We start from the raw sequence: 22,518 nt of genomic DNA, 5'->3' as shown, positions 1-22,518 counted from the left end.
CTTGACCCGGGCGCGACGTCGGCCCTGCGCCGGCCCCGGCCGCACGGCGGCCGCCCCGGGCAGCCCGGCCCCCGCGGCAGACCAGGAGACACTCGGACCGTGAAGAAGCTGTTCAACAAGCCCTACGTCTGGATCCTGCTGGGCCTGCTGGTCCTCGCCGTCGCGATCCCGCTGACCACGTCACAGAGCGGCCGCACCATGGTGGACACCAACGTGGGCATGGCCCTGCTGAAGGACGACAAGGCCGCGCAGGCCCGCGTGGTGGACGGGGACCAGCGCGTGGACCTCACCCTGCGTGAGCCCTACAAGCAGGACGACCGGGACCTCGGCAAGGAGGTCTACTTCTACTTCGCCAGCGCGCGCGCCACGGACGTGGTCACCGCGGTGGACGACTCGGCCCTGGACGGCTACACGGACGAGCCGGTGCGGAGCAACTGGTTCCTCTCGCTGCTCGGCTTCATGGTCCCGTTCCTGCTCATCGCACTGCTGTTCTGGTTCCTGATGTCCCGCATGCAGGGCGGCGGCGGCAAGGTCATGCAGTTCGGCAAGTCCCGCGCCAAGCTGATCAACAAGGACAACCCGGACGTGCTGTTCAAGGACGTCGCGGGCGCGGACGAGGCCGTGGAGGAGCTCCAGGAGATCAAGGAGTTCCTCACCGTGCCGGACCGCTTCCGCGCGGTGGGCGCCAAGATCCCCAAGGGCGTGCTGCTCTACGGCCCGCCCGGCACGGGCAAGACCCTCCTGGCCAAGGCCGTGGCCGGTGAGGCCGGCGTGCCGTTCTACTCGATCTCCGGCTCGGACTTCGTGGAGATGTTCGTGGGTGTCGGCGCCTCGCGCGTGCGCGACCTCTTCGAGCAGGCCAAGTCCAACGCGCCCGCCATCATCTTCGTGGACGAGATCGACGCCGTCGGCCGGCACCGCGGCGCAGGCATCGGCGGCGGCAACGACGAGCGCGAGCAGACCCTGAACCAGATGCTCGTGGAGATGGACGGCTTCGACGCCTCCACGAACGTCATCATGATCGCCGCGACCAACCGCCCGGACGTCCTGGACCCGGCGCTGCTGCGCCCGGGCCGCTTCGACCGCCAGATCCCCGTGGACGCCCCGGACCTCGAGGGCCGTGCCAGGATCCTCGAGGTGCACGCGCAGGGCAAGCCGATCGCCCTGGACGTGGACCTGCGCTCCCTGGCCAAGCGCACCCCCGGCTACACGGGTGCGGACCTGGCCAACGTGATCAACGAGGCCGCGCTGCTCACGGCGCGCTCGAACAACAACGTGATCGACAACCACGCCCTGGACGAGGCCGTGGACCGCGTGATGGCCGGCCCGCAGAAGCGCACCCGCCTGATGAACGAGCACGAGCGCAAGGTCACCGCCTACCACGAGGGCGGCCACGCGCTCGTGGCGGCCGGCCTGCGCAACTCCGCCCCGGTCACCAAGATCACGATCCTGCCCCGCGGCCGCGCCCTGGGCTACACGATGGTGGTCCCGGAGGACGACAAGTACTCCGTCACCCGCAACGAGCTCCTGGACCAGCTCGCGTACGCGATGGGCGGGCGCGTGGCGGAGGAGATCGTGTTCAAGGACCCGTCCACGGGCGCCGCGAACGACATCCAGAAGGCCACGGACACGGCCCGCAAGATGGTCACCGAGTACGGCATGTCCGCCAAGGTGGGCGCCGTCAAGCTCGGCGGCGGCAGCTCCGAGCCCTTCGTGGGCGGTGCCCCCGGCGGCTCCTCCCGCGAGTACTCCGAGGAGCTCGCGTACCTGGTGGACGCCGAGGTCCGCACCCTGCTGGACCAGGCCCACGCCGAGGCCCACTGGGTGCTCACGGAGAACCGGGACGTCCTGGACCGGCTGGCCTACGAGCTGCTGGAGAAGGAGACGCTGACCCAGGAGGCCATCGCCGCCATCTTCGCGGACGTCCGCAAGCGGCCCGAGCGCGGCGTGTGGCTGGCCTCGGACGACCGGCTCCCGCAGGACATCCCGCCCGTCCTCTCCCCCTCCGAGCGCCGCTCGCGCCACGACGGCGGGGAGCAGACCCCCGTCGGCGTCGAGGGCACCACGGTGCCGGTGCGTCCGGAGGGTGCGCCGCCGTCGTCGCTGGGCGGGGACGCGGCCGGCCCCGGCCTGCCGCCGCACGGCGGTCCGAGCAACACGCCGGGCCCCGGCGAGGGACCGACCTTTTGACCGCGCAGGAGGCCCGCATGACAGCCCACACCCCCAACGACGCCGTCCCCGGCACGTTCGACCCGGACTCGACCGCGGTGGACCGGCCGCGCATCGAGGCGGCGGTGCGGGAGATCCTGCTGGCGATCGGTGAGGACCCGGACCGCGAGGGCCTGGCGGACACCCCGGCGCGGGTGGCCAAGGCGTACGCGGAGTTCTTCGCGGGCCTGCACCAGAGCCCGGACCAGGTGCTCGGCACCACGTTCGACATCGCGCACGAGGAGCTCGTGCTGGTGAAGGACATCCCGTTCTACTCGACCTGCGAGCACCACCTGGTGCCGTTCCACGGCACCGCGCACATCGGCTACATCCCCTCCGCCGAGGGCCGCGTGACGGGGCTGTCCAAGCTGGCCCGCCTCGTGGAGCTGTACGCGCGGCGTCCGCAGGTGCAGGAGCGGCTGACCACGCAGGTGGTGGAGGCGCTCATGGAGCACCTGGCCCCGCGCGGGGCGATCGTGGTGGTGGAGGCCGAGCACATGTGCATGTCCATGCGCGGCGTGCGCAAGCCGGGCGCGAAGACCGTCACCTCGGCGGTGCGCGGCCAGCTGCGGGATCCGTCCACACGCTCGGAGGCGATGAGCCTCATCATGCACGGCTGAGGACCACCGACGGCGGAGGAAGACACGTGGACGAGAGCATCGACGCGGCGGCGCGGGAGGCGAACCGCGCCCTGCTGGGGCGGCTGCCCGCGGACCGGACCCTGGTCATGGGCATCCTCAATGTCACCCCTGACTCGTTCTCGGACGGCGGGGAGCACGCCACCGTCCGCGCGGCCGTCGAGCACGCCCGACGCATGGTCGCGGACGGCGCGGACATCGTGGACGTGGGTGGCGAGTCCACCCGCCCCGGGGCCCGCGCCGTGCCGCCGGCCGAGGAGCAGGAGCGCATCCTGCCCGTGATCGAGGCGCTGCTGGCCGAGGACGTCGTCGTCTCCGTGGACACGCGCCACACCGCCACCGCCCGGGCCGCCCTGGCGCTGGGGCCGGTGATCGTCAACGACGTCTCCGGCCTCGCCCACGAGCCGGAGATGCCGGCGCTGATCGCCGCGTCGGGCGCGCCCTACATCCTCATGCACAACCGCGGGAACCCGCAGACCATGGACGGTCTGGCCGTCTACGAGGACACCGTCCCGGACGTCGTGTGCGAGCTGCGGGACGTGGCCGGCCGCTTCCTCGCCGCGGGCGTCGAGCCCGCGCAGCTGATCGTCGACCCGGGCCTGGGCTTCGCGAAGGCCGGCGAGCAGAACTGGGAGCTGCTGCGCGGCCTCGAGTGGCTCCGCGCCATGGGCCACCCGGTGCTCGTCGCCGCCTCGCGCAAGCGGTTCCTGGGCACGCTGCTGGCGGACGACGACGGCACCCCGGCCCCGCCCGCCGCGCGCGACGCCGCCACCGCGGCCATCTCCGCCCTCGCCGCCGCCCAGGGCGCGTGGGGCGTGCGCGTGCACGACGTGCGCGCCAGCGCCGACGCCGTCCGCACCGCCGCGGCCTGGGCCGGGGCGCATGCCCCGGGTGAGCCCGTCTCCGAGGACGTGCTGCCGTGAGCGCCCGGGACCGCATCCGCCTGGCCGGGCTGTCCGCCGTCGGGCACCACGGGGTCTTCGACCACGAGCGCCGGGACGGGCAGCCGTTCGTCACGGACGTCGTCCTCCACCTCGACGCCGGCCCCGCCGCGGCCGGCGACGACCTCGCCCGCACCGCCAACTACGCCGAGGTCGCGGACACGGTGGTCCGCCTGGTCACCGGGGAGCCGGTAGACCTGATCGAGACCCTCGCCGACCGGATCGCCCGCGCCGTCCTCGCCGAGCAGCCCGTGGTGACCGCCGTCGAGGTCACCGTGCACAAGCCGCAGGCGCCCATCCCGCACGACTTCGCGGACGCCGCCGTCACCGTGCACCGCACCCGGGAGGACCTCGCGTGAGCACCGTCGACTGGTCGCACCCGGCCGAGGGCCCCGCGCCCGTCCCCGAGCTGGGCGCCCGCCCGGACGCGCCCGTCGCGGCCGTGCTGGCCCTCGGCGCCAACCTGCGCGAGCCGGCGCAGACGCTCGACGCCGCCGTCGCCGCCCTGTCCGCGCTGCCGCACATCACGGACGTCCGGGCCTCGCCCCGGGCCGTCACCGCGCCCGTGGGCGGGCCGCCGGGGCAGCCCGACTACCTCAACCAGGTGGTCACCCTGCGCACGGACCTCGCGCCGTGGGAGCTGCTCGCGGTGGCGCACCGGCTCGAGCAGGACCACCATCGGCGGCGTGAGGTCCGCTGGGGCGCGCGCACCCTGGACGTGGACGTGATCGCCTACGGGGACGTGCGCAGCGACCACCCAGACCTCACCCTGCCGCACCCCCGCGCGGCCGAGCGGGCCTTCGTGCTGCTGCCGTGGCTGTGGCTCGACGCGGACGCCACGCTCGCCGGCACGCCCGTCGCCGACCTCGCCGCCGTCGCCGCAGACGCCCCCGGGGTGCGCCGCCAGGAGCCCGAGCGGCACCGGCTGCTGGCCGGCTCCGACGACGTCGTCCCGCTCCGCCCGGCGCGCCCGGACGCCCTCGGGAGGGAGGCCACGTGATCGCGCTGCGCTCCGGGTGGACCCTGCTCGTGGTGCTGGTGGCCGCCGTGCTCGGCTGGCTGGCCGGGCTCGCCGCGCCGTCCCTGGGCTGGCCGGCGCCCGTGGTGGGCCGCAGCGGCCTGATCACCGTGGCCGCGGTCTCCGTGCTGTGCCTCGCGCTGGGCTGGCGGGTGCGCCGCGACCGGGAGAAGCCCGCCGCCGCGCGGATGGACCCGCTCGCCGCGGCCCGCACCCTCGTGCTCGGCCAGGCCTCCGGCTTCGCGGGAGCGGCCCTCGGCGGCTGGCACGCCGGGGTGGCGGTGCAGGTGCTGCTGCGGGCCGGCGTGGAGGCACCGACCGTGCGGGAGGCCGCCCTGCAGGCCGTCGGCGGTCTCGTCCTGCTGGTGGTGGGGCTGATCGTCGAACGGTGGTGCCGGATCCCGCCTGAGGAGGATGCGCCCGAGGGCGGTCGTGGGCAGGATGGGTCCCCGGGCCGACCGGCCCGTCCCGAGACGGAAGGAGGGTATGCCCGTGCCCGGCATTGACCTGAGCGGCGTGGCCTTCACGCCGGCCTCGCCGCGGCTGGCGACGGTGAAGCTCATCGCCACGACCATCGGCCACCTGATCTGGCTCGCCGCGTTCTCCGTGCCGCTGATCCTCAAGCTCACCGGCCCGTGGGCGGGGATGGCCGCGTGGGTCGCGTGGGTCGCGTGGGGGCTGCCGGCCGTCGTCGTCGTGTCCTGGATCGTGGACCTGATCCTGATCCCGCGGCGCGTGCGCGCGATGGGCTGGGCCGAGCGCGAGGACGACGTCCTGTGGCGCGAGGGCATCCTGTTCCGCAGCGTGCATGCGGTGCCGTACGGCCGCCTGCAGTACGTGGACGTGTCGGACGGTCCGCTGCTGCGCCGGGTCGGGCTGCAGACCCTCACCCTGAAGACCGCCGCCGCGGGCGGGGACGTCACCCTGGAGGGCGTGCCCCGCGAGAGGGCCGAGGAGCTGCGCGAGGTCCTCATGGCGCGCGGCCAGGCGCGGCTGGCGGGCCTGTGAGCGCGGCCGCCCCGCCCCCCGCCGACGACGCCGGCTGGGTCCGCGTCCACCCCGCCTCGCCCTGGGTGCGGGGCTGGACCTTCCTGCTGCTGATCCTGTTCTTCGCGGGCCGCAACGCGGTGGAGGACTTCGCGGCGGGCCGGCTCAGCGGGGAGGACGCCCCGGGCGGCGGCGACGGCAGCCTGCTCGTGGCCGGCGGCATCCTGCTGGGGGTCACCCTGCTGATCAGCCTCGTGTTCTTCTTCTCCTGGTGGTTCACCCGGTTCCGCTGCGGGGAGGACCGGATCGAGCTGCGCCAGGGCTGGCTCTTCCGCAGCCGCCGGCAGATGCGCTACGACCGCATCCAGGCGGTGGACCTGCAGCACCCCCTCGTGGCTCGGCTGCTCGGGCTGGCCACAGTGAAGGTCGAGGCGGCCGACGGCGGCGAGTCCGCGCTCGAGCTGTCCTTCCTGCGCCGCGCCGAGGCCGAAGCGGTGCGCCGGGAGATCCTGGACCGCGCGTCGGGGATGCTCGGGGGAGCCGGGGCGGACGCGTCCGCGCCGGAGCGGGCGGCCGAGCCCGGCCTCCCCGACGCCGACGCCGCGGACGCCGGCGAACTCATGCTGCAGGTGCCCGCGGGGCGGCTCCTCGGCTCCGTCCTGCTCTCCGGAGGCGTGCTGGGGGTGCTGGCCGGGTCCCTGATCTGGCTGGGCGGCCTCGCCCTCGTGGTCGCGCTGCTGCCCGAGGCGGTGCTGGACGAGGGGGAGACCCTGACCGGGATCGGCGCGGCCGCGGCCCTGCCCGCCCTGTTCTCCGTGGCCGGCGTCGCGTGGTCCCGGCTGAACGCCGGCTGGGGTTTCCAGGTGCGCCGCTCCACCGACGGGCTGCGACTGCGGCACGGGCTCACCGAGACCACCCACCAGACCGTCCCGCCGGGGCGGGTGCAGGGGGTGACCGTCTCCCAGCCCCTGTTCTGGCGGCCCTTCGGCTGGTATCGGGTGAACATGGCGGTGGCCGGGTACCTGCAGGAGTCCGACGGCGCCCGGGACGTCGCGCTGCCCGTCGGCCCGTGGGAGGACGTGCTCCGCGTCCTCACGGTCGTGGCCCCGGACCCGGGCCTGGAGGATGATCCGCGCGCCGCGCAGGGGCTGACGCCCGCCGGGCTCATGCACCTGGGCGTGCACGGCTCCGGCACGGAGGGGGGCTTCCAGCACGTGCCGCGGCGCGGCAGGTGGTGGTTCAACTGGTTCGCCTGGCGGCGGATCGGCTTCACGACGACGCGGTCCCTGCTGGTGGTGCGCAGCGGCTGGTTGAACCGCCGGCTGCAGACCCTCCAGCACGAGCGCGTGCAGGCGGCCGAGCTGGTGCAGGGGCCGGTGCAGCGGCGCCTGGGCCTGGCCACGGTGCGCGTGTGGGTCGCGGGGGCGAAGGCCGTGGTCCGCGACCTCGACGAGGACGTGGCCGTGGACCTGTACGCCCGGGAGGCACGGCACGCGGCCGTCTCACGTCGCCTCGCCGACCGCGACCAGTGGATGCGCCCGGAGGAGCTGGCCCGCTTCGAGCAGCGCACGCGCGAGGTCGCGGCCACCGAGGTGGGCCGCCGCGAACTGGCGCGGGCCGGCGTCGGCGGCGGCGTCGTCGTCGGGGAGGAGAGCGGGGCAGACGTCCCCGCCGTGCGCGGCGAGGAGGAGCGATGACCGGCGGACTCGACCTGAGCCTGGACCCGCATGACCCGGCGCAGCGGCCCGGGCGGCTGGGCGTCGGCGTGGTGAGCGCGGGTCGAGTGGGGGCCGTGCTGGGCTCGGCGCTGCGGGCTGCGGGCCACACGATCACGGGCGTGCACGCCGTCTCCGAGGCCTCGCGGGACCGCGCGGAGATGCTCCTGCCGGGCGTGCCCGTCCTGGAGATCCCCGAGATCCTGCGCCGCTCCGAGATGGTCGTCTTCGCCGTCCCGGACGACGCGCTGGGCGAGCTCGTGGCCGGCCTGGCCGCCGCGGGCCACGTGCAGACCGGCCACCTGCTCGTGCACACCTCCGGCCGCTACGGGGTGGGGGTGATGGAGCCGGTGCGCGCGCACGGGGCGATCCCCCTGGCGATCCACCCGGCCATGACGTTCACGGGGCTGAGCCTCGACGTCGCCCGGCTGCAGGACTGCGTGTTCGGCGTGACCGCGGACCCCGTGGTGCTGCCCGTGGCCCAGGCGCTCGTGGTGGAGATGGGCGGCGAGCCCGTGGTCGTGAAGGAGGCCGACCGGGCGGCCTACCACCTGGCGCTGTCCCACGGGTCGAACCACCTGGTGACGCTGACGGCGCAGGCCCGTCAGATCCTCGAGACGATCGGGGTGGCCGACCCGGAGCGGGTGCTGCGCTCGCTCATGACCGCCGCGCTGGAGAACGCGCTCACCGACGGCGACGGCGCCCTCACCGGCCCCGTGGCCCGCGGCGACGTCGACACGCTGCGGACCCACCGTGAGACCCTCGGCGAGCTCGAGGCCGGGGGACTGTCGGCGGACGTGCGGGCCGTGTGGGAGACCCTCGCCCGCGCGACGACCGACCGCGCCGAGACCCGCGGCGCCCTGCGCGCGGACACGGCGGCGCGGCTGCGCGAGGTCCTCGACGGCTCCGACGACCCCCACGACGACTGACCGACCCCCCCGCCGCCCCCGCTTTCGTTCGGGAAACGGCGGGTCCCAGACCGTTTTCGTTCGAGAAACGGCCGCTTCCGGCGGCGTTCGCGTGGCGGGGACGGGACCCCGGGACCGCGCCCCGGCCGTCAGAGGCGCCCGTCGCGGATCGCGGCGACGACGCCGTCTGCCGCGTCCTCGATCTGCCGGTACATCTCCTCGAACTGCGGCCGCGGATACCCGTACGGATCGGGGACCTCGCGCACCCCGGCGCTGTCCGCATCCGACGCGAACTCGCCCATCAGGTGGATCCGGTCCCGCTGCTCGTCCGTGGTCGCGAGCCGCCGCGCGTCGGCGAGGTTGGCCTCGTCCATCACCAGGATCAGGTCGGCCTCGTCCACGAGGTCGGCGGACAGCTGCACCCCCACCGTCGGGAACTCGTACCCCAGTTCCCCGCCGACCTCGCGGGTGAGGTGATGCGGCCGGGCGCCCACGTGCTCGTCGGACGTGCCGGCGGAGGTGACCTCGACGTCGTGGAGACCGGCCTCCGCGAGCTTGCGGTTCAGCACGGCCTCGGCGGCGGGCGAGCGGCAGATGTTCCCCAGGCAGACGGTCATGATGCGCATGGGGCCAGTGTCTCAAGTCCGGTCGGGGGCGGCGGACGACGACGGCCCGCACGCTCGCCTCGTCGCTGGCGGCACGACATCGGGCGCGTCCACGAGTGCTCCCGCTGGGGGATCGCAGGCCTCCGGCGGTGTGTCCCCCCGGTTCCTCGCCGTTTCTCGAACGAAAGCGCTGCGACACGCCGCCGTTTCTCGAACGAAAGCGCGGCCGGCGCCGCCCGTTCCGGCGACGGCGGCGCCCGACGCGCCTGGCAGGATGGAGGCCATGACCGACCAGCCCGAGATGAGCCCCCTGACCGAGCCCGAGCGGGAGTGGGTGCGCGTCCGTCGCGACTTCGCCGCGCAGGAGGGCGTGGACCACCTGGACCTGGACGCGGTCGCCGCGTACTACGACGCCGTGCTGGCCCGCTCGCAGGCGGAGGCCGACGAGCTGGACCCCGAGGAGCTGGCGGTGCTGCTGGACGTCGTCGCGGTGCTGCTCGGCGAGCACCTGGGCGCGCGCCACGGCATGCAGTGGGTGACGGTCGCGGATGAGGAGGGGCCCGCCCTCGCGCTGCGGGACACCCTCTCGGACGCCGTCGTCTTCCCGCAGCCGGTGGTCGGCCAGAGCTGGAACCATCAGGCCACGGGGGAGTGGATGGGCGAGTACGTCGACTGGCTCGGCGAGCAGCTCCAGCAGATCCGGGCCGACGCCGGCACGCGGCCCGGCGCCTGAGGCGCGGCGGGCACCGGGGCGGCCCGCCGTCAAGGCCGCCACCCCGCCGTCCTCCGTGTTGCCCGGATCACGTGCGGGCCGATAGAAACGAACGCATGACCTCCACCCCGCCTTCACCGCGCTGCCGCGCGTCGCCGGTCTCACCCTCAGCCCGGACGGCGCCCGCCTGGTGACCACCGTCGCCACCCGGGACGCAAAGGGCACCGGCTACGCCACCGCCCTCTGGGAGGTCGACCCCGCGGGCAAGCGCCCCGCCCACCGCCTGACCCGCTCCCGCGAGGGCGAGGCCGGCGCACAGTTCGCCGCGGACGGCACCCTCTTCTTCACCTCCGCCCGTCCCGACCCCGCCGACGCCGAGGCCGAGAAGCGCAGCGCCCTGTGGGCCCTGCCGGCCCGGGGCGGCGAGGCGCGCGTGGTGCTCTCCCGCCCGGGCGGCGTCGCCGCGGTCACGTGCGCCTCCGCGGCGGACCGCGTCGTCGTCACGGCGGACCGGCTGCTCGGCGCCACCACCGAGGCGGCTACCCCATCCGCTTCTGGGACCACGACCTTGGCCCCGCCCGCCCCGAGCTCTTCGTCCTCGAGCCCGCCCCGGACGCCGACGCCGCCGAGCCCGCCACGGACGCCGACGCCGCCGAACCCGGCCCCGCCGCCTCCGGCCTGGCCCCCGAGGCCGACGACGTGGCGCACCACCTGCGCCACGTCTCCGGATTCCCGCGCTCCCACGCGTTCGGGATCGGCGCGCAGGTGGCCCCGGACGGCTCGTTCCTGCTCACCACGGCCGCCACCGCCGAGGCCCGCGGCAACGTGCGGGAGGGCACGGTGGTGCGCGTGGACCTGGCCACGGGCGAGCACCGCGTCCTGCACGACGTCCCCGGTGAGGACGTGGCCGTCGGCCCCGTCAGCCATGACGGCACGCGCGCCGTCGTCGTCCGCACCCCCGACTCCACCCCGCACTCCGCCGTGCGCCCGCGCCTGTACGTGATGGACACGGCCACGGGCCAGACCACGCCCCTGGCCCACGGCTGGGACCGCTGGGCCGACGTCGTCGCGTGGCTGCCGGACGACTCCGCGGTGATCGCGCTCGCGGACTCGGAGGGTCGCCGCCCGGTGTTCCGCATCGAGGTGGCCACCGGCGCCGTCGCGCAGGTGACCCGGGAGGACGAGGCGTGGACCGACGTCGTGCTCTCCCCGGACGGGGCCACGGCCTACGGCGTCCGCTCCTCCTACCTGTTCCCGCCGGAGGTGGCGCGGATCGACCTGGCCACGGGTGAGACCACGCGCCTGCCGAACCCCGTGGAGCGCCCCGCGATCCCGGGCACGCTCGAGGACGTGGAGACCGTCGCCGAGGACGGCACGCGCGTGCGCGGCTGGCTCGTGCTCCCCGAGGGGGAGGCGCCGGCCGGCGGCCACCCGCTGCTGCTGTGGATCCACGGCGGGCCGCTGGGCTCGTGGAACGCGTGGAGCTGGCGCTGGACCCCGTGGATCATGGCGGCGCGCGGCTACGCGGTGCTGCTGCCGGACCCGGCGCTGTCCACGGGCTACGGCCAGGACTTCATCGAACGCGGCTGGGGTCGCTGGGGTCAGGCGCCCTACACGGACCTGATGGCGCTCACGGACGCCGTCGTGGCGCGTGAGGACGTCGACGGCGACCGCACCGCCGCCATGGGCGGCTCGTTCGGCGGCTACATGGCGAACTGGGTGGCCGGGCACACCGATCGGTTCCGGTGCGTGGTCACGCACGCCTCGCTGTGGGCGCTGGACGGCTTCGGCCCGACGACGGACGCCGCGTTCTACTGGGCCCGCGAGATGGACGAGCAGATGCAGCAGGAGAACTCTCCGCACCGGTTCGTGGGGGAGATCGTCTCTCCGATGCTCGTCATCCACGGCGACAAGGACTACCGCGTGCCGATCGGCGAGGGGCTGCGCCTGTGGTCGGACCTGCTGGCGAAGTCCGGGCGGCCGGCCGCCGCGGACGGCACCACCGACCACCGGTTCCTCTACTTCCCGCACGAGAACCACTGGATCCTCGCCCCGCAGCACGCGAAGGTCTGGTACGAGGTCGTCCTCGGCTTCCTGGGCGAGCACGTCCTCGGCGACGGCACCCCGTCGGCCCCGGAGACGCTGGGACTGACGCGGCCGTCGCCGACGGCGGGCTGAGCCGCCGGGCCCGGCGCCGCGCATCGTGACGGGCGGCTGAACCTCTCCGATCAGCCGCCCGTCACCGGCTGTTCACCGGACGGGCCGGCTGTGGCCGGAGGGGGGCCACCCGGCCGACACCCGGATCTGGCCCACTGGAGCGGTCATCCCCCTCCCGGAAAGGACCGTTCCATGACCTCCGTCCGTCGTCACGCCGCCCGCGGCCTCGTGGCCCTCGCCGCCGCCGTCGCCGTCAGCGCCCCGCTGGCCGCCCCGGCCGTCGCCGCCCCCGCCGCAACGGAGACCCCGGCCGCCGCGCAGTCCGTCACGGGCAAGCCCGTAGTGCGTCCCGACGTCGTGGGTCATCGTGGTGCCTCCGGCTACCGCCCCGAGCACACCCTGGCCGCCTACGAGCTGGCCGCCGCCCAGGGCGCGGATGTGATCGAGCCGGACCTGGTCTCCACCAAGGACGGCGTGCTCGTGGTCCGCCACGAGAACCTGATCGACGGCACCACGGACGTCGCCCAGCGACCCGAGTTCGCGGACCGCAAGACCACCAAGGTCGTCGACGGCGTGGCCCTCACCGGCTGGTTCACCGAGGACTTCACCCTCGCCGAGCTCAAGACGCTGCGCGCCAAGGAGCGCCTGCCGCAGGTCCGCCCCGAGTCCGCGTCCTACGACGGCCGGTACCAGGTGCCCACCTTCGAGGAGGTGCTCGAGCTGCGGGAGCGCCTCTCGGCCCGGCACGGCCGCGAGATCAACGTCATCCCCGAGATCAAGCACCCCACCTACTTCGACTCCATCGGCCTGTCCATGGAGGAGCGCGTCGTCGAGCTGCTCGACGAGCACGGCCTGAACAAGCGCAACGCCCCCGCCACCGTGCAGTCCTTCGAGCTCGCCAACCTGCGCGATCTCAACGAGAACCTCGGCCTCAGGGCCGAGACGGTGTTCCTCTCCAGCGTCACCGGCGCACCCTATGACTCCGTGGCCGCCGGCGACGAACTCCGCGACTACGACTTCTACGAGACCGCCGCGGGCATGCGCGAGGTCCGCGCGGCCGGCGTCGACACGCTCGGCCCGGCCTTCGCGCAGATCATCACCAAGGAGAAGGACGGCTCGATGGGCGAGGAGACCGCGTTCGTCTCCCTCGCCCACCGCGCGGGCCTCGAGGTGGTGCCGTACACCTTCCGCGCCGAGAACCAGTTCCTCTACACGGAGTTCCGCTCCTCCACGGACCGGAACGCGCAGGGCGACATGGTCGGCATGATCCAGCCGTTCCTCGACGCCGGCATCGACGGCTTCTTCACCGACCACCCCGACCTCGGCGTGCAGGCCGTGGACACCTGGATGCAGGGCAAGAAGGAGCACCCGGGCCGGGGCGTCGGCAAGACCGCCCAGCGGGGCCTGAAGGTGCGCTGACCCCGTCCCGACCGGAGACGACGCCGTCGCGCCGCCCGGCCCGGTGGGGGGCGCGGCGGCACGCGTGTTGCGTCGACCGATCCCGGCGGACCCGAGGTCTTCCGGCAGGGTCCCTGCGGTGCTTACCTTGGCACTCAAGACCGGTGGACCCGGTGACGTGGACGGCCAGAAGGGCCGGCCATGAGGGACGCCGACCCGGACGAAGGAAGGCACAGCATGACGACGAACACGCCGAAGAACGCCCACGGCTCCTCAGCCGAGGGCCGTGACGCCAAGGACCAGGCGAAGGGCAAGGCCCAGCAGGCCGCGGGCGAGGCCCAGGGCCAGGCGAAGGCCGTGGCCCACGACGCCAAGGACAAGGCCCAGGACCTCGCGGCCACCGCCAAGCACGAGGCCGGCCAGGTGAAGGACGAGGCCGCTGACCAGGTGCAGTCGCTGGTCGGCTCCGCCCAGGAGCAGGTCGGCGCGCAGGTGCAGACCCAGCAGGAGCGGCTCGCGGGCCAGGTGCGCAGCTACACCGACGACCTGCACCGCGTGGTCTCCGGTGAGCAGCCGCAGACCGATTTGGTGCGCCAGGGCGTCGCCTCGGTGGCGGACCGTGCCGAGGCCCTGACCCAGCGCCTGGAGACCGCTTCCCCGCAGGACCTGCTGCAGGACGTGCGCGGCTTCGCCGCTCGCCGTCCGGGCACGTTCCTGGCCCTCGCCCTGGGCGCCGGGCTGGTGGCCGGTCGACTGACGCGCGGCATCCGCGACGCCGCCCAGCCCGACTCCACCGCCTCCACCTCGCCGCGCCGTCACGAGACCCGTCCGGACGCGGTGCACGCGGACGTGACTCCGCACCACCTGGACTCGCAGGCCCCGGCCTACTCGAGCGATTCGCTCTCCCAGGCCGACGGCCGCGTCGCGGACGGCGCCGGGCCCCGCCGCGCGGCCGGCGTCGGGGACGTCCCGTACGGCACGCAGGCACCGGTCCAGCAGGGCCTGACCGCCGAGCGGCCGTTCGACCAGACCCGGCCCGGGGGTGACGCATGAGCACCGCCCACGAGCCGTTCCGCGACGCGACGCCGCACTCCGGCGCGCACACCCCGCCGCCCACGCAGGCGGAGTTCCGCGCCGAGCACGAGAGCCTCGGCGAGATGTTCCAGAGCCTGTCGGCCAAGCTGGCGACGCTGGTCAGCCAGGAGATCGCCCTGGCCAAGGCCGAGGCCACCGAGTCCGCGAAGAAGGCCGGCAAGGGGGCGGGGCTGCTGGCCGGCGCCGCCGTCGGCGGCTTCTTCCTGCTGATGTTCCTGTCCCTCGCCCTGATGCACCTGCTCGACGTGTTCCTGCCGATCGGCTGGGCCGCGCTGATCGTGGCCGTGCTGTGGGGCGTCGTGGCGGCCGTGCTGGCCGTGCAGGGCAAGAAGGACATCGAGAAGATCAAGGGTCTGCCGCAGACCCAGGAGACGCTTCAGGAGATCCCCGAGACCCTGAACCCCGCGAAGGAGACGCGATGACCACGAGCAACAACCCCGATGAGATCCGCGCCGACATCGAGCGTACGCGCCGCGAGCTCGGCCAGGACGTGGACGCCCTCGCCGAGAAGGTGAGCCCCACGAAGGCCGTGTCCCGGCAGACCAACCGCATCAAGGACGGCTTCATCCACGCGAAGGAGAACATCATGGGCTCCCCGGAGCAGCACCGCCACGAGCCCTCGCTGGGCGATCGCGCCCACGGGGTGATCGACGACGCCCGGGCCTCCGCGTACGACGCTGCCGGCCAGGCCCAGGACCGCCTGGGTGATGCCGGCGACCGCGTGTCCGAGTGGGCCGACGACGCCCAGCTCGCCCTGCAGCAGGCCCCGGCTCAGCTGCGCGGCCGCACCGCGGGCAACCCGCTGGCCGCCGGGCTGATCGCCTTCGGCGCCGGCCTGCTGCTCAGCTCGCTGATCCCCGCCTCACGCGTGGAGCAGCGCGCCGCGGAGGGCCTCAAGGAGCAGGCCGCCCCGCTGGTGGACGAGGCCAAGCAGGCCGCCCAGCAGCTGCGCGAGGACCTCGAGCCCGCCGCCCGCGAGGCCGCCGGGAGCGTGAAGGAGTCGGCTGCCGAGGCCGCTTCCCACCTCAAGGAGCAGGGCACGGACACGGCGCAGGACCTCAAGGCGGAGTCCCAGGACGCCGCCCGCCAGGTGAAGGACACCGCGAAGGACGCCTGAGCCCGACCCGAGCACGACGCCGGCCGGTCCCGTTGACGGGACTGGCCGGCGTCGCGCGTGGTGGGGCCGAATCCGGCCCGCGGCTCAGGCCTTGGACCAGATGCGCGTGGTGAGGCGGAAGTCCTCCCCGAGGCCCCGTGCCTAGACTCGGAGGGTGACCCCTCTCGACCGCGTCCCCGACCAGCGCCCCGTCCCCGCCGGCACCGGCCTGACCCTCGAGGACGCCCTCCCCGCTCCCGTGACGGCCGAGGCCGACGGCGTCTCCGCGCGCCCGCGTCTGGCCCGGACCGTCGCCGAGATGCGCTCCGCTCTCCGTGAGCTCGTCGCCCACGCCACGGACGACGGCGACGCCGAGCCCGTCACCGTCGGCCTGATCCCCACGATGGGCGCCCTCCACGGCGGCCACGCGGCCCTGGTGCGGCGGGCCCGCGCCGAGAACGACGTCGTCGCGGTCAGCATCTTCGTGAACCCGCTCCAGTTCGGCGATCCGGCCGACCTGGAGCACTACCCGCGCACCCTCGACGCGGACCTGGACCTGCTGGCGGCGGCGGGCGCCGACGTCGTGTTCGCCCCGGACGTGCAGGAGATGTACCCGGGTTACCCGGACGCGCCGATCGTCACCGTCTCCGCCGGCCGCATGGGGGAGGTCCTCGAGGGCGCCTCCCGCCCGGGCCACTTCGACGGCGTGGCCACCGTCGTGGCGAAGCTGTGGAACATCGTGCGCCCGGCGGCGCCGGTCCTGCGCAGCTACTTCGGCCAGAAGGACGCGCAGCAGCTCACCGTCCTGCGCCGCCTGGCCACGGACCTCGACATCGACGTCGACGTCCGCGCCGTGCCCATCGTCCGCTCGCCCGAGGGCCTCGCGCTCTCCAGCCGCAACACCCGCCTGGACGCCGCGGGCCTGGAGCACGCGCTCGTCCTCAGCCGCGCCCTGCGCTCCCTGGCCGACGCCGCGGCGTCCGGTGAACCCGTCGACGTCCAGGCCGCGCGCCGGATGGTCGAGGACGAGCCGGGCGTCGAGCTGGACCACCTCGTGGTGGTGGACCGGGACACCTTCGCTGAGCTCGGTCCGGAGCTGCTGTGCCAGCCGCTGCGCCGCGAGGCCCTCGCCCTCGTGGCCGCGCACGTGCCGCCCGTCCGGCTGATCGACACCATGGTGCTGCCCGCCGCGGGGCCGCTGCCGTGACCCCGGAGCGTCTCGCCGCCGCCTTCGACAGCCCCTCGCCCACGCTCGCCGCGACGCTGCTGGGGTGCCGGCTGACCGTCATCGCCCCGGACGGCGCCGTCACCGTGCGGCTGACCGAGACCGAGGCGTACGGGAACGCGGGCGCGGACCCCGGCGCCCACTCGTTCCGCGGTCGCACCGAGCGCAATGCCGCGCTGTTCGGGCCGCCGCGGCGCACGTACGTGTACCTGAACTACGGCATCCACCGCTGCCTGAACCTGGTCGGCCACCCCGAGGGGGAGGCCGGCGGTGTGCTGCTGCGTGCGGCCGAGGTGCTCGCGGGAGGGGACCTCGCGGTGGCCCGCCGTGGCCGGGACACCGGCCTCAAGCTGCTCTCCGGCCCGGGCAACCTCGGCCAGGGCCTCGGCATCACCCTGGAGATGGGGCACCTGCCCGTGGAGATCGTCGCCGCGCCGCCGGAGGTGGCCGACGACGGTGGCACCTCGGCCCGCCTCGCCGCGCCGGCCGCGCCCGCCCGCTTCCTCCTGGCCCCGCCCGCGCCCCGCGATCCGGCCGAGCCGCCGATCGAGGTCGTGACGGGCCCGCGCGTCGGCGTCTCGGGGGAGGGCGGCTCCGTGCGCTTCCCGTGGCGGTTCAGCGTGGCCGACCACCGCAGCGTGTCCGCGTTCCGGCGTGGCCGCAACGTGCCGGACTGACCCCCAGACCTTGTCCGCCGCCCCGGCCCCGTGCCTAGGTTGATCCCATGACCGAGATGAACAAGACCGCCCACGGCGAGACCCAGCAGACCGTCACCCGGACCATCGACGCATCCGCCAAGGACGTGTTCGACTTCCTGACCCTGCCCGCGAACCACGCGAAGTTCGACGGCTCGGGCATGGTGCAGTCCGACGACAAGACTCAGCGCATCCAGAAGGTCGGCGACGTGTTCACCATGAACATGCACGCGGAGCACATGGGTGGCGACTACCAGACCGACAATCACGTGGTCGCCTACGACCCGAACAAGCTGGTCGGCTGGAAGACCGCCCCCGCCGGCACCGAGCCCAAGGGTTGGCAGTGGGTCTACCGGCTCGAGGACAACGGCTCCGGCAGCACGGTCGTGTCCCTCACCTACGACTGGACCGCCGTGACCGACCCGGAGCTGCTGGCGAAGAACCTCTTCCCGATGGTGTCCGAGGAGCAGATGGAGGAGTCGCTCGCGAAGCTGGCCGCCGAGGTCGGCTGACCCCCGCCTCCCGACGGCGGCCTCCGGGCTGGCCGTCCCCTCGACGACGGGCACACACCCGGCCAGGGTGCGGTGCCCGTCGTCGTGTCCGGTGTCACGGCTAGAGTGCCGTGCGAGACCGTTCCACCCCCCACGTCCAGGAGGATCCGCCGTGACCGCCACCGCCGAGCCCGAAGTCCCGTCGCCGCGCGAGGACCTGTACCGCCACGTCAACGCCGGGTGGTTGGACACCCACGAGATCCCCGCGGACCAGGGCGCCTACGGCGCGTTCCTCGAGCTGCGGGACGCGGCCGAGCTCGCCGTCCGGCACCTGTGCGAGGACGCCGTGCGCGAGGTCGGCACGGGCTTCGACCCCGCCCAGGCGCGCGTGCAGGCCACGGCCGCGGCCGGCGCGCACCGGGACGTCCCGCTCGCCCCGCTGGACGAGGAGGACGCGGAGGGCACGGAGCATCCGGAGCTCAAGCGCCGGATCGCCGCGCTGTACGCCTCGTTCATGGACGACGAGACCGTGGAGGCCCGCGGCCTCGAGCCGATCGCCTCGGACCTGGCGGCGGTGGCCACCGTGTCCACCCCCGCGGAGCTGCTCGCCCTGTCCGGGCGACTGCAGCGCCAGGGCGTCTCCGGCCTCATCAACACCGGCGCCCTCAACGACGCCGGGAACCCGGACCGCATGCTCCTGCACCTGCTCCAGGGCGGCCTGGGCCTGCCGGACGAGTCCTACTACCGGGACGAGGCCTACGCCGAGATCCTCGAGCAGTACACCGAGCACACCGGCCGTCTGCTGGCGCTGGCCGGGATCGGCGCGGACCGGGACGAGGCCGCCGCGCTGGGCGCCCGGGTGGTGGAGCTGGAGAAGCGCATCGCCGCCCTGCACTGGGACGTGGTCCGCACCCGGGACGCCGTGGCCCGCTACAACCTCATGACCCACGACCGGCTGACGGAGCTCTTCCCCCTGGCCGACGCCTGGCTCGAGGGCGTGGACGCCGCCGGCGAGCGCGCCGCGGAGGTCGTGGTGTGGCAGCCGGACTTCCTCTCCGGTGTGCAGGGGCTGCTCGAGGGACCCGAGGCCGCCGACCTCGAGGACTGGCGTCACTGGCTGATCCTGCAGGTGCTGCGCTCCTTCGCCGGCTTCCTGCCGGACGCGTTCGTGCAGGAGAACTTCTCCTTCTACGGCCGCCGCCTGGCCGGCACCGAGGAGGTCCGCCCCCGCTGGAAGCGCGCGGTCGCGTTCGTCAACGGGGCGGCCGGCGAGGACGTGGCGCAGCTCTACGTGGCCCGCCACTTCCCGCAGGGCCACGTGGCCGCGATGGACGAGCTCGTGGGCCTGCTCCAGGAGGCCTACCGCCGGTCCATCGAGGAGCTCGAGTGGATGGGGGAGGAGACCCGTCAGCGGGCGCTCGAGAAGCTGGCGATGTTCCGCCCCATGGTGGGCTACCCCTCGAAGTGGCTGGACTACTCCGCCCTCGAGGTCCATGCCGGCGACCTGCTGGGCAACGCCCGCTCCTCCTCGGAGCTCGAGTGGGAGCGGGACCTGCGCAAGATCGCGGACGGGCCGGACCCGGAGGAGTGGCACATCACGCCGCAGACGGTGAACGCGTACTACTCGCCGCTCGAGAACGCGATCGTCTTCCCGGCCGCCATCCTGCAGCCCCCGTTCTTCGACCCCGAGGCCTCGATGGCCGCGAACCTGGGGGCGATCGGCGCCGTGATCGGCCACGAGATCGGCCACGGCTTCGACGACCAGGGCTCGCGGTACGACGGCGCCGGCCGGCTCGAGGACTGGTGGACCGAGGAGGACCGCACGGCGTTCACCGAGCGCACCTCCCGGCTGGTGGCCCAGTACAACGCGCTCTCCCCGGCCGAGGCCCCGGACCACCGCGTCAACGGCGAGTTCACCCTCGGGGAGAACATCGGCGACCTCGGCGGCCTGGGCATCGCCCACCGCGCCTTGGAGATCTGGCGGGACGAGGGCGACGGCGCCTCCCTCGACGCCGCGGCGGGGGACCGCGAGTTCTTCACCGCCTGGGCCACCGTGTGGCGTCAGCTCACGCGACCGGAGGCCATGGTCACCCGCATCGCCTCGGACCCGCACTCGCCCAACGAGTTCCGCTGCAACCAGGTGGTCAAGAACATCGACGCCTTCCACGAGGCGTTCGGCACGCGCGAGGGCGACCCCATGTGGCTGGCCCCGGAGGAGCGCGTCACCATCTGGTGATCCCGCACGCCGGCCGGGCCCCGCGGGTCCGGCCGGCGGCTCACTCGGATTCGGCGGGGTCCTGCATCCGGGTCTGACGCTCGGCGGCCAGCCGGTCCAACAGGCGCGTCAGCGTCCGGATGTCCTCGCGGTCCCAGCGCGCCAGGTCGTCGCGCAGCCCGCGACCCGCCGGGCCGCCGCGCACCGCGTCGAGGCGGGCGAGCCCCTCGGGGCTGGCGCTCAGGAGGGCGGAGCGGCGGTCCCGCGGGTCCGGCTCTCGGGTGATCAGCCCGGCGGCCTCGAGGTCGCGGACCATGCGGGAGACCTGGGCGCGGTCCACCAGCAGGCCCTCGGCCACGGCCGAGGGCGTCATGGTCCCCTCGTTGGCCAGCATCATGAACGCCTTCATCGCCCCGACGGACAGGGCCGGGCTGAGGGCCGCCGCGTAGCGGACCATCACCTGGCGGTGCTGCAGGACCAGACGCGAGAACGCCTGCTCGAGCCCCTGGACGGCGGCCTCGAAGCCCGCGTCGTCGCCGCCTCCGCCCGGGTCCGGGGCGCCGTCAGCCACGGCGGGCCCGGACCAGCGCGGTGACGACGGCCGCCAGCAGGGCCGTCCCCGCCACGGCCAGCGCCGCGGGGACGACGGGCCGGTCGGCCACCGCCGTCGCCGGGCGCTCGGCCGACACCGACCGGGACTCCTCCGGGTCCTCGGCCGGATGCTGCCCCTGCGCCGCGGTCACCACGGGGATCGGGCCGGTCGCGGGCAGCGTCTGCATGGCCTCGGCCGTGGCATGGGTGGCCAGGTCGGCGCGGGTGGCGTGGAGGCGCTCGGAGGTGGTCATGCGGCCCAGTGGGAGGTTCGGCAGGAACAGGATCGCGATCAACGCGACGATCGCGAGCGGCACGGCCACGAGGAAGGCGAGGGCGATGCCCTGCGCGTAGACGTCCTCGAAGATCACCCGCAGCGAGTCGGGCATCTCTGCCACGCGTGGCAGGGTGCTGGACTGCAGGCTCTCGGACCACTCGGCGGCGTCCGGGCCCAGGCTGCGCAGGGCCGCGGCGAGGTCCGCGCGGCGCTCCTCGATGCGGTCCGGGACCACGTTGGAGACCACGGCGCCCATCACGGCGACACCGATGCTGCCGCCCAGGGTGCGGAAGAAGGTGACGCCGGAGCTGGCGACGCCCATCTGCCGCGGGTCGGTGGTGTTCTGCACCACGAGCACGAGGTTCTGCATGGTCATGCCGACGCCGGCACCGAGCAGGAACATGTAGAGGGACACCAGCCAGAAGGAGGTGTCGTAGTGCAGGGTGCCGAGCAGGGCGGTGCCGGCGATCAGCAGGACGGCGCCGATCACGAGCCAGCGCTTCCACACGCCGGTGCGGGTGATGAGGCCGCCGATCACCGTGGAGGACACGAGCAGGCCGAGGATCATCGGGATGGTCATGAGGCCGGCCTGGGTCGGCGTCGCGCCGCGGGCCAGCTGCATGTACTGGGCCAGGTAGACGGAGGAGCCGAACATGGCCAGGCCCGTGGCGATCGAGGCGATCGTCGCGAGGGTGAAGGTGCGGTCGCGGAAGAGGGTGAGCGGGATGAGCGGCTCGGCGACGCGCAGCTCGGTCACGACGAACAGGACGGTGGCGACGGCGGCGCCGCCGAGCATCCACGCGGTGGTGGTGCTGGCCCAGTCGAAGTCGCGACCGGCGCTGGTGACCCAGACCAGCAGCAGCGCGGTGGCCGCGGTCAGGAACACGATGCCGAGGTAGTCGATGGACACCTTCTGGCGCTCGCGGTGCGGAAGGTGGAGGGTGCGCTGCACCATCACCAGGGCGACGACAGCGAAGGGCACCGCCACGAAGAAGTTCCAGCGCCAGCCCCACAGGTCGGTGATCACGCCGCCGGCGAGCGGGCCGCCCACCGTGGCCACGGCCATCACGGCGCCGAACAGGCCCATGTAGCGGCCGCGCTCACGCGGGCTGATGATGTCCGCCATGATCACCTGGCTGAGCGCGACGAGGCCGCCGCCGCCCAGGCCCTGCACGGTGCGGCAGACGATCAGGAAGGTCGGATCGTGGGTGAACCCGGCCGCCGCGGAGGCGGCGACGAAGATCGCCAGGGCGACCTGGAAGAGGACCTTGCGGTTGACGAGGTCGGCCAGCTTGCCCCAGATCGGGGTGGCGATGGCCGTGGCGAGCAGGGCCGAGGTGATGACCCAGGTGTAGGCGGTCTGGTCGCCGCCGATGTCGTGGATGATCACCGGCATCGAGGTCGAGACCACCGTGTTGGCGATCATCGAGACGAACATGCCCAGCAGGAGGCCGGTCAGGGCCTGGAGCACGGAGCGGTGGCGCGCGGCGTCGGCGGCGGCGCGCTCGAGCGAGGGGGCGCCGGCCGGCGCGACGGCCTCGGGGGC

General features: G+C 74.2%; 21 protein-coding genes and 1 pseudogene. 19 read left to right on the top strand and 3 right to left on the bottom strand.

The annotated features are described in order from the left end of the window. The first annotated feature begins 99 nt into the window (after positions 1–99). The 9 genes from ftsH to J1M41_RS05640 are packed head-to-tail and all read left to right on the top strand — an operon-like array spanning position 100 to position 8,436. The gene (ftsH, locus tag J1M41_RS05680) at positions 100–2,190 is read left to right on the top strand and encodes an ATP-dependent zinc metalloprotease FtsH (protein WP_041104656.1); all 2,091 of its coding nucleotides are present in this window, start codon (positions 100–102) and stop codon (positions 2,188–2,190) included. A 17-nt stretch (positions 2,191–2,207) separates the two neighbouring features. Beyond that, positions 2,208–2,828: a GTP cyclohydrolase I FolE gene (folE, locus tag J1M41_RS05675; protein ID WP_145950588.1), complete on the top strand. Its 621-nt coding sequence runs from the start codon at positions 2,208–2,210 to the stop codon at positions 2,826–2,828. A gap of 26 nt (positions 2,829–2,854) precedes the next feature. Beyond that, positions 2,855–3,769, top strand: coding sequence for a dihydropteroate synthase (folP, locus tag J1M41_RS05670; protein ID WP_206451339.1), 915 nt, complete (start codon positions 2,855–2,857; stop codon positions 3,767–3,769). Further along, positions 3,766–4,146 (top strand): dihydroneopterin aldolase, encoded by a 381-nt coding sequence (gene folB / locus J1M41_RS05665; protein WP_044659875.1) that lies wholly within the window; start codon positions 3,766–3,768, stop codon positions 4,144–4,146. Before folP ends, folB begins: the two co-directional genes overlap by 4 nt. Further along, complete coding sequence (gene folK / locus J1M41_RS05660) at positions 4,143–4,787, top strand: 2-amino-4-hydroxy-6-hydroxymethyldihydropteridine diphosphokinase (RefSeq protein WP_119217629.1); 645 nt, start codon at positions 4,143–4,145, stop codon at positions 4,785–4,787. The genes folB and folK overlap by 4 nt, the downstream gene beginning before the upstream one ends. Next, positions 4,784–5,311 (top strand): DUF3180 domain-containing protein, encoded by a 528-nt coding sequence (locus J1M41_RS05655; protein ID WP_036337195.1) that lies wholly within the window; start codon positions 4,784–4,786, stop codon positions 5,309–5,311. Before folK ends, J1M41_RS05655 begins: the two co-directional genes overlap by 4 nt. Then, complete coding sequence (locus J1M41_RS05650; RefSeq protein WP_206451338.1) at positions 5,292–5,813, top strand: PH domain-containing protein; 522 nt, start codon at positions 5,292–5,294, stop codon at positions 5,811–5,813. The genes J1M41_RS05655 and J1M41_RS05650 overlap by 20 nt, the downstream gene beginning before the upstream one ends. Beyond that, entirely contained in the window at positions 5,810–7,489 is a 1,680-nt protein-coding gene (locus J1M41_RS05645; RefSeq protein ID WP_206451337.1) for a PH domain-containing protein, read from the top strand. Before J1M41_RS05650 ends, J1M41_RS05645 begins: the two co-directional genes overlap by 4 nt. Then, positions 7,486–8,436 (top strand): Rossmann-like and DUF2520 domain-containing protein, encoded by a 951-nt coding sequence (locus tag J1M41_RS05640; RefSeq protein ID WP_044659878.1) that lies wholly within the window; start codon positions 7,486–7,488, stop codon positions 8,434–8,436. Before J1M41_RS05645 ends, J1M41_RS05640 begins: the two co-directional genes overlap by 4 nt. Before the next feature lie 128 nt (positions 8,437–8,564). On the opposite strand, the gene J1M41_RS05635 is transcribed toward J1M41_RS05640, so the two are convergent. After that, positions 8,565–9,041 carry a low molecular weight protein-tyrosine-phosphatase gene (locus J1M41_RS05635; protein WP_078025978.1) on the bottom strand — a complete coding sequence of 159 codons (477 nt, stop codon included), beginning with the start codon at positions 9,039–9,041 and terminating at the stop codon, positions 8,565–8,567. Positions 9,042–9,303: 262 nt separating this feature from the next. On the opposite strand from J1M41_RS05635, the gene J1M41_RS05630 reads away from it, so the two are divergent. From J1M41_RS05630 to J1M41_RS05585, 10 genes and pseudogenes are all read left to right on the top strand, one after another. Further along, positions 9,304–9,753: a DUF3806 domain-containing protein gene (locus J1M41_RS05630; RefSeq protein WP_134417081.1), complete on the top strand. Its 450-nt coding sequence runs from the start codon at positions 9,304–9,306 to the stop codon at positions 9,751–9,753. A 121-nt stretch (positions 9,754–9,874) separates the two neighbouring features. After that, a pseudogene (locus J1M41_RS05625) lies at positions 9,875–11,910 on the top strand (alpha/beta fold hydrolase). A gap of 171 nt (positions 11,911–12,081) precedes the next feature. Beyond that, positions 12,082–13,308: a glycerophosphodiester phosphodiesterase gene (locus J1M41_RS05620; RefSeq protein WP_206451336.1), complete on the top strand. Its 1,227-nt coding sequence runs from the start codon at positions 12,082–12,084 to the stop codon at positions 13,306–13,308. A gap of 216 nt (positions 13,309–13,524) precedes the next feature. After that, positions 13,525–14,340: a hypothetical protein gene (locus J1M41_RS05615; protein ID WP_020625303.1), complete on the top strand. Its 816-nt coding sequence runs from the start codon at positions 13,525–13,527 to the stop codon at positions 14,338–14,340. Further along, the gene (locus J1M41_RS05610) at positions 14,337–14,804 is read left to right on the top strand and encodes a phage holin family protein (RefSeq protein WP_206451335.1); all 468 of its coding nucleotides are present in this window, start codon (positions 14,337–14,339) and stop codon (positions 14,802–14,804) included. Before J1M41_RS05615 ends, J1M41_RS05610 begins: the two co-directional genes overlap by 4 nt. Then, on the top strand, positions 14,801–15,499 hold the full coding sequence (locus J1M41_RS05605; RefSeq protein ID WP_036338457.1) for a DUF3618 domain-containing protein: 699 nt from the start codon (positions 14,801–14,803) through the stop codon (positions 15,497–15,499). The genes J1M41_RS05610 and J1M41_RS05605 overlap by 4 nt, the downstream gene beginning before the upstream one ends. Before the next feature lie 154 nt (positions 15,500–15,653). Then, entirely contained in the window at positions 15,654–16,685 is a 1,032-nt protein-coding gene (gene panC / locus J1M41_RS05600; protein ID WP_036338460.1) for a pantoate--beta-alanine ligase, read from the top strand. After that, positions 16,682–17,380: a DNA-3-methyladenine glycosylase gene (locus J1M41_RS05595; protein ID WP_155933879.1), complete on the top strand. Its 699-nt coding sequence runs from the start codon at positions 16,682–16,684 to the stop codon at positions 17,378–17,380. Before panC ends, J1M41_RS05595 begins: the two co-directional genes overlap by 4 nt. A gap of 47 nt (positions 17,381–17,427) precedes the next feature. Then, positions 17,428–17,910 carry an SRPBCC family protein gene (locus J1M41_RS05590; RefSeq protein ID WP_036380856.1) on the top strand — a complete coding sequence of 161 codons (483 nt, stop codon included), beginning with the start codon at positions 17,428–17,430 and terminating at the stop codon, positions 17,908–17,910. 151 nt (positions 17,911–18,061) lie between these two features. Further along, positions 18,062–20,125 carry a M13 family metallopeptidase gene (locus J1M41_RS05585; protein WP_102708236.1) on the top strand — a complete coding sequence of 688 codons (2,064 nt, stop codon included), beginning with the start codon at positions 18,062–18,064 and terminating at the stop codon, positions 20,123–20,125. 40 nt (positions 20,126–20,165) lie between these two features. On the opposite strand, the gene J1M41_RS12045 is transcribed toward J1M41_RS05585, so the two are convergent. Beyond that, complete coding sequence (locus tag J1M41_RS12045; RefSeq protein ID WP_036380863.1) at positions 20,166–20,675, bottom strand: MarR family winged helix-turn-helix transcriptional regulator; 510 nt, start codon at positions 20,673–20,675, stop codon at positions 20,166–20,168. Continuing rightward, positions 20,668–22,518 (bottom strand): MDR family MFS transporter (locus tag J1M41_RS05575; RefSeq protein WP_206451334.1); only part of this gene is annotated, 1,851 nt, incomplete at its 5' end. The genes J1M41_RS12045 and J1M41_RS05575, both read right to left, overlap by 8 nt.

The organism is Micrococcus sp. KRD096, assembly GCF_017168495.1.
Classification (GTDB): Bacteria; Actinomycetota; Actinomycetes; order Actinomycetales; family Micrococcaceae; genus Micrococcus; species Micrococcus luteus.
This window is presented reverse-complemented; position numbering and strand designations above follow the sequence as displayed.

What these genes read in the sequence shown, in the direction of transcription:
- J1M41_RS05640 (WP_044659878.1), top strand. Translation starts at nt 7,486, where the DNA reads ATGACCGGCGGACTCGACCTGAGCCTGGACCCGCATGACCCGGCGCAG.
- J1M41_RS05610 (WP_206451335.1), top strand. Translation starts at nt 14,337, where the DNA reads ATGAGCACCGCCCACGAGCCGTTCCGCGACGCGACGCCGCACTCCGGC.
- J1M41_RS05635 (WP_078025978.1), bottom strand. Translation starts at nt 9,041, where the DNA reads ATGCGCATCATGACCGTCTGCCTGGGGAACATCTGCCGCTCGCCCGCC.
- J1M41_RS05590 (WP_036380856.1), top strand. Translation starts at nt 17,428, where the DNA reads ATGACCGAGATGAACAAGACCGCCCACGGCGAGACCCAGCAGACCGTC.
- J1M41_RS05605 (WP_036338457.1), top strand. Translation starts at nt 14,801, where the DNA reads ATGACCACGAGCAACAACCCCGATGAGATCCGCGCCGACATCGAGCGT.
- folE (WP_145950588.1), top strand. Translation starts at nt 2,208, where the DNA reads ATGACAGCCCACACCCCCAACGACGCCGTCCCCGGCACGTTCGACCCG.
- J1M41_RS05620 (WP_206451336.1), top strand. Translation starts at nt 12,082, where the DNA reads ATGACCTCCGTCCGTCGTCACGCCGCCCGCGGCCTCGTGGCCCTCGCC.
- J1M41_RS05615 (WP_020625303.1), top strand. Translation starts at nt 13,525, where the DNA reads ATGACGACGAACACGCCGAAGAACGCCCACGGCTCCTCAGCCGAGGGC.
- J1M41_RS05650 (WP_206451338.1), top strand. Translation starts at nt 5,292, where the DNA reads ATGCCCGTGCCCGGCATTGACCTGAGCGGCGTGGCCTTCACGCCGGCC.
- J1M41_RS05630 (WP_134417081.1), top strand. Translation starts at nt 9,304, where the DNA reads ATGACCGACCAGCCCGAGATGAGCCCCCTGACCGAGCCCGAGCGGGAG.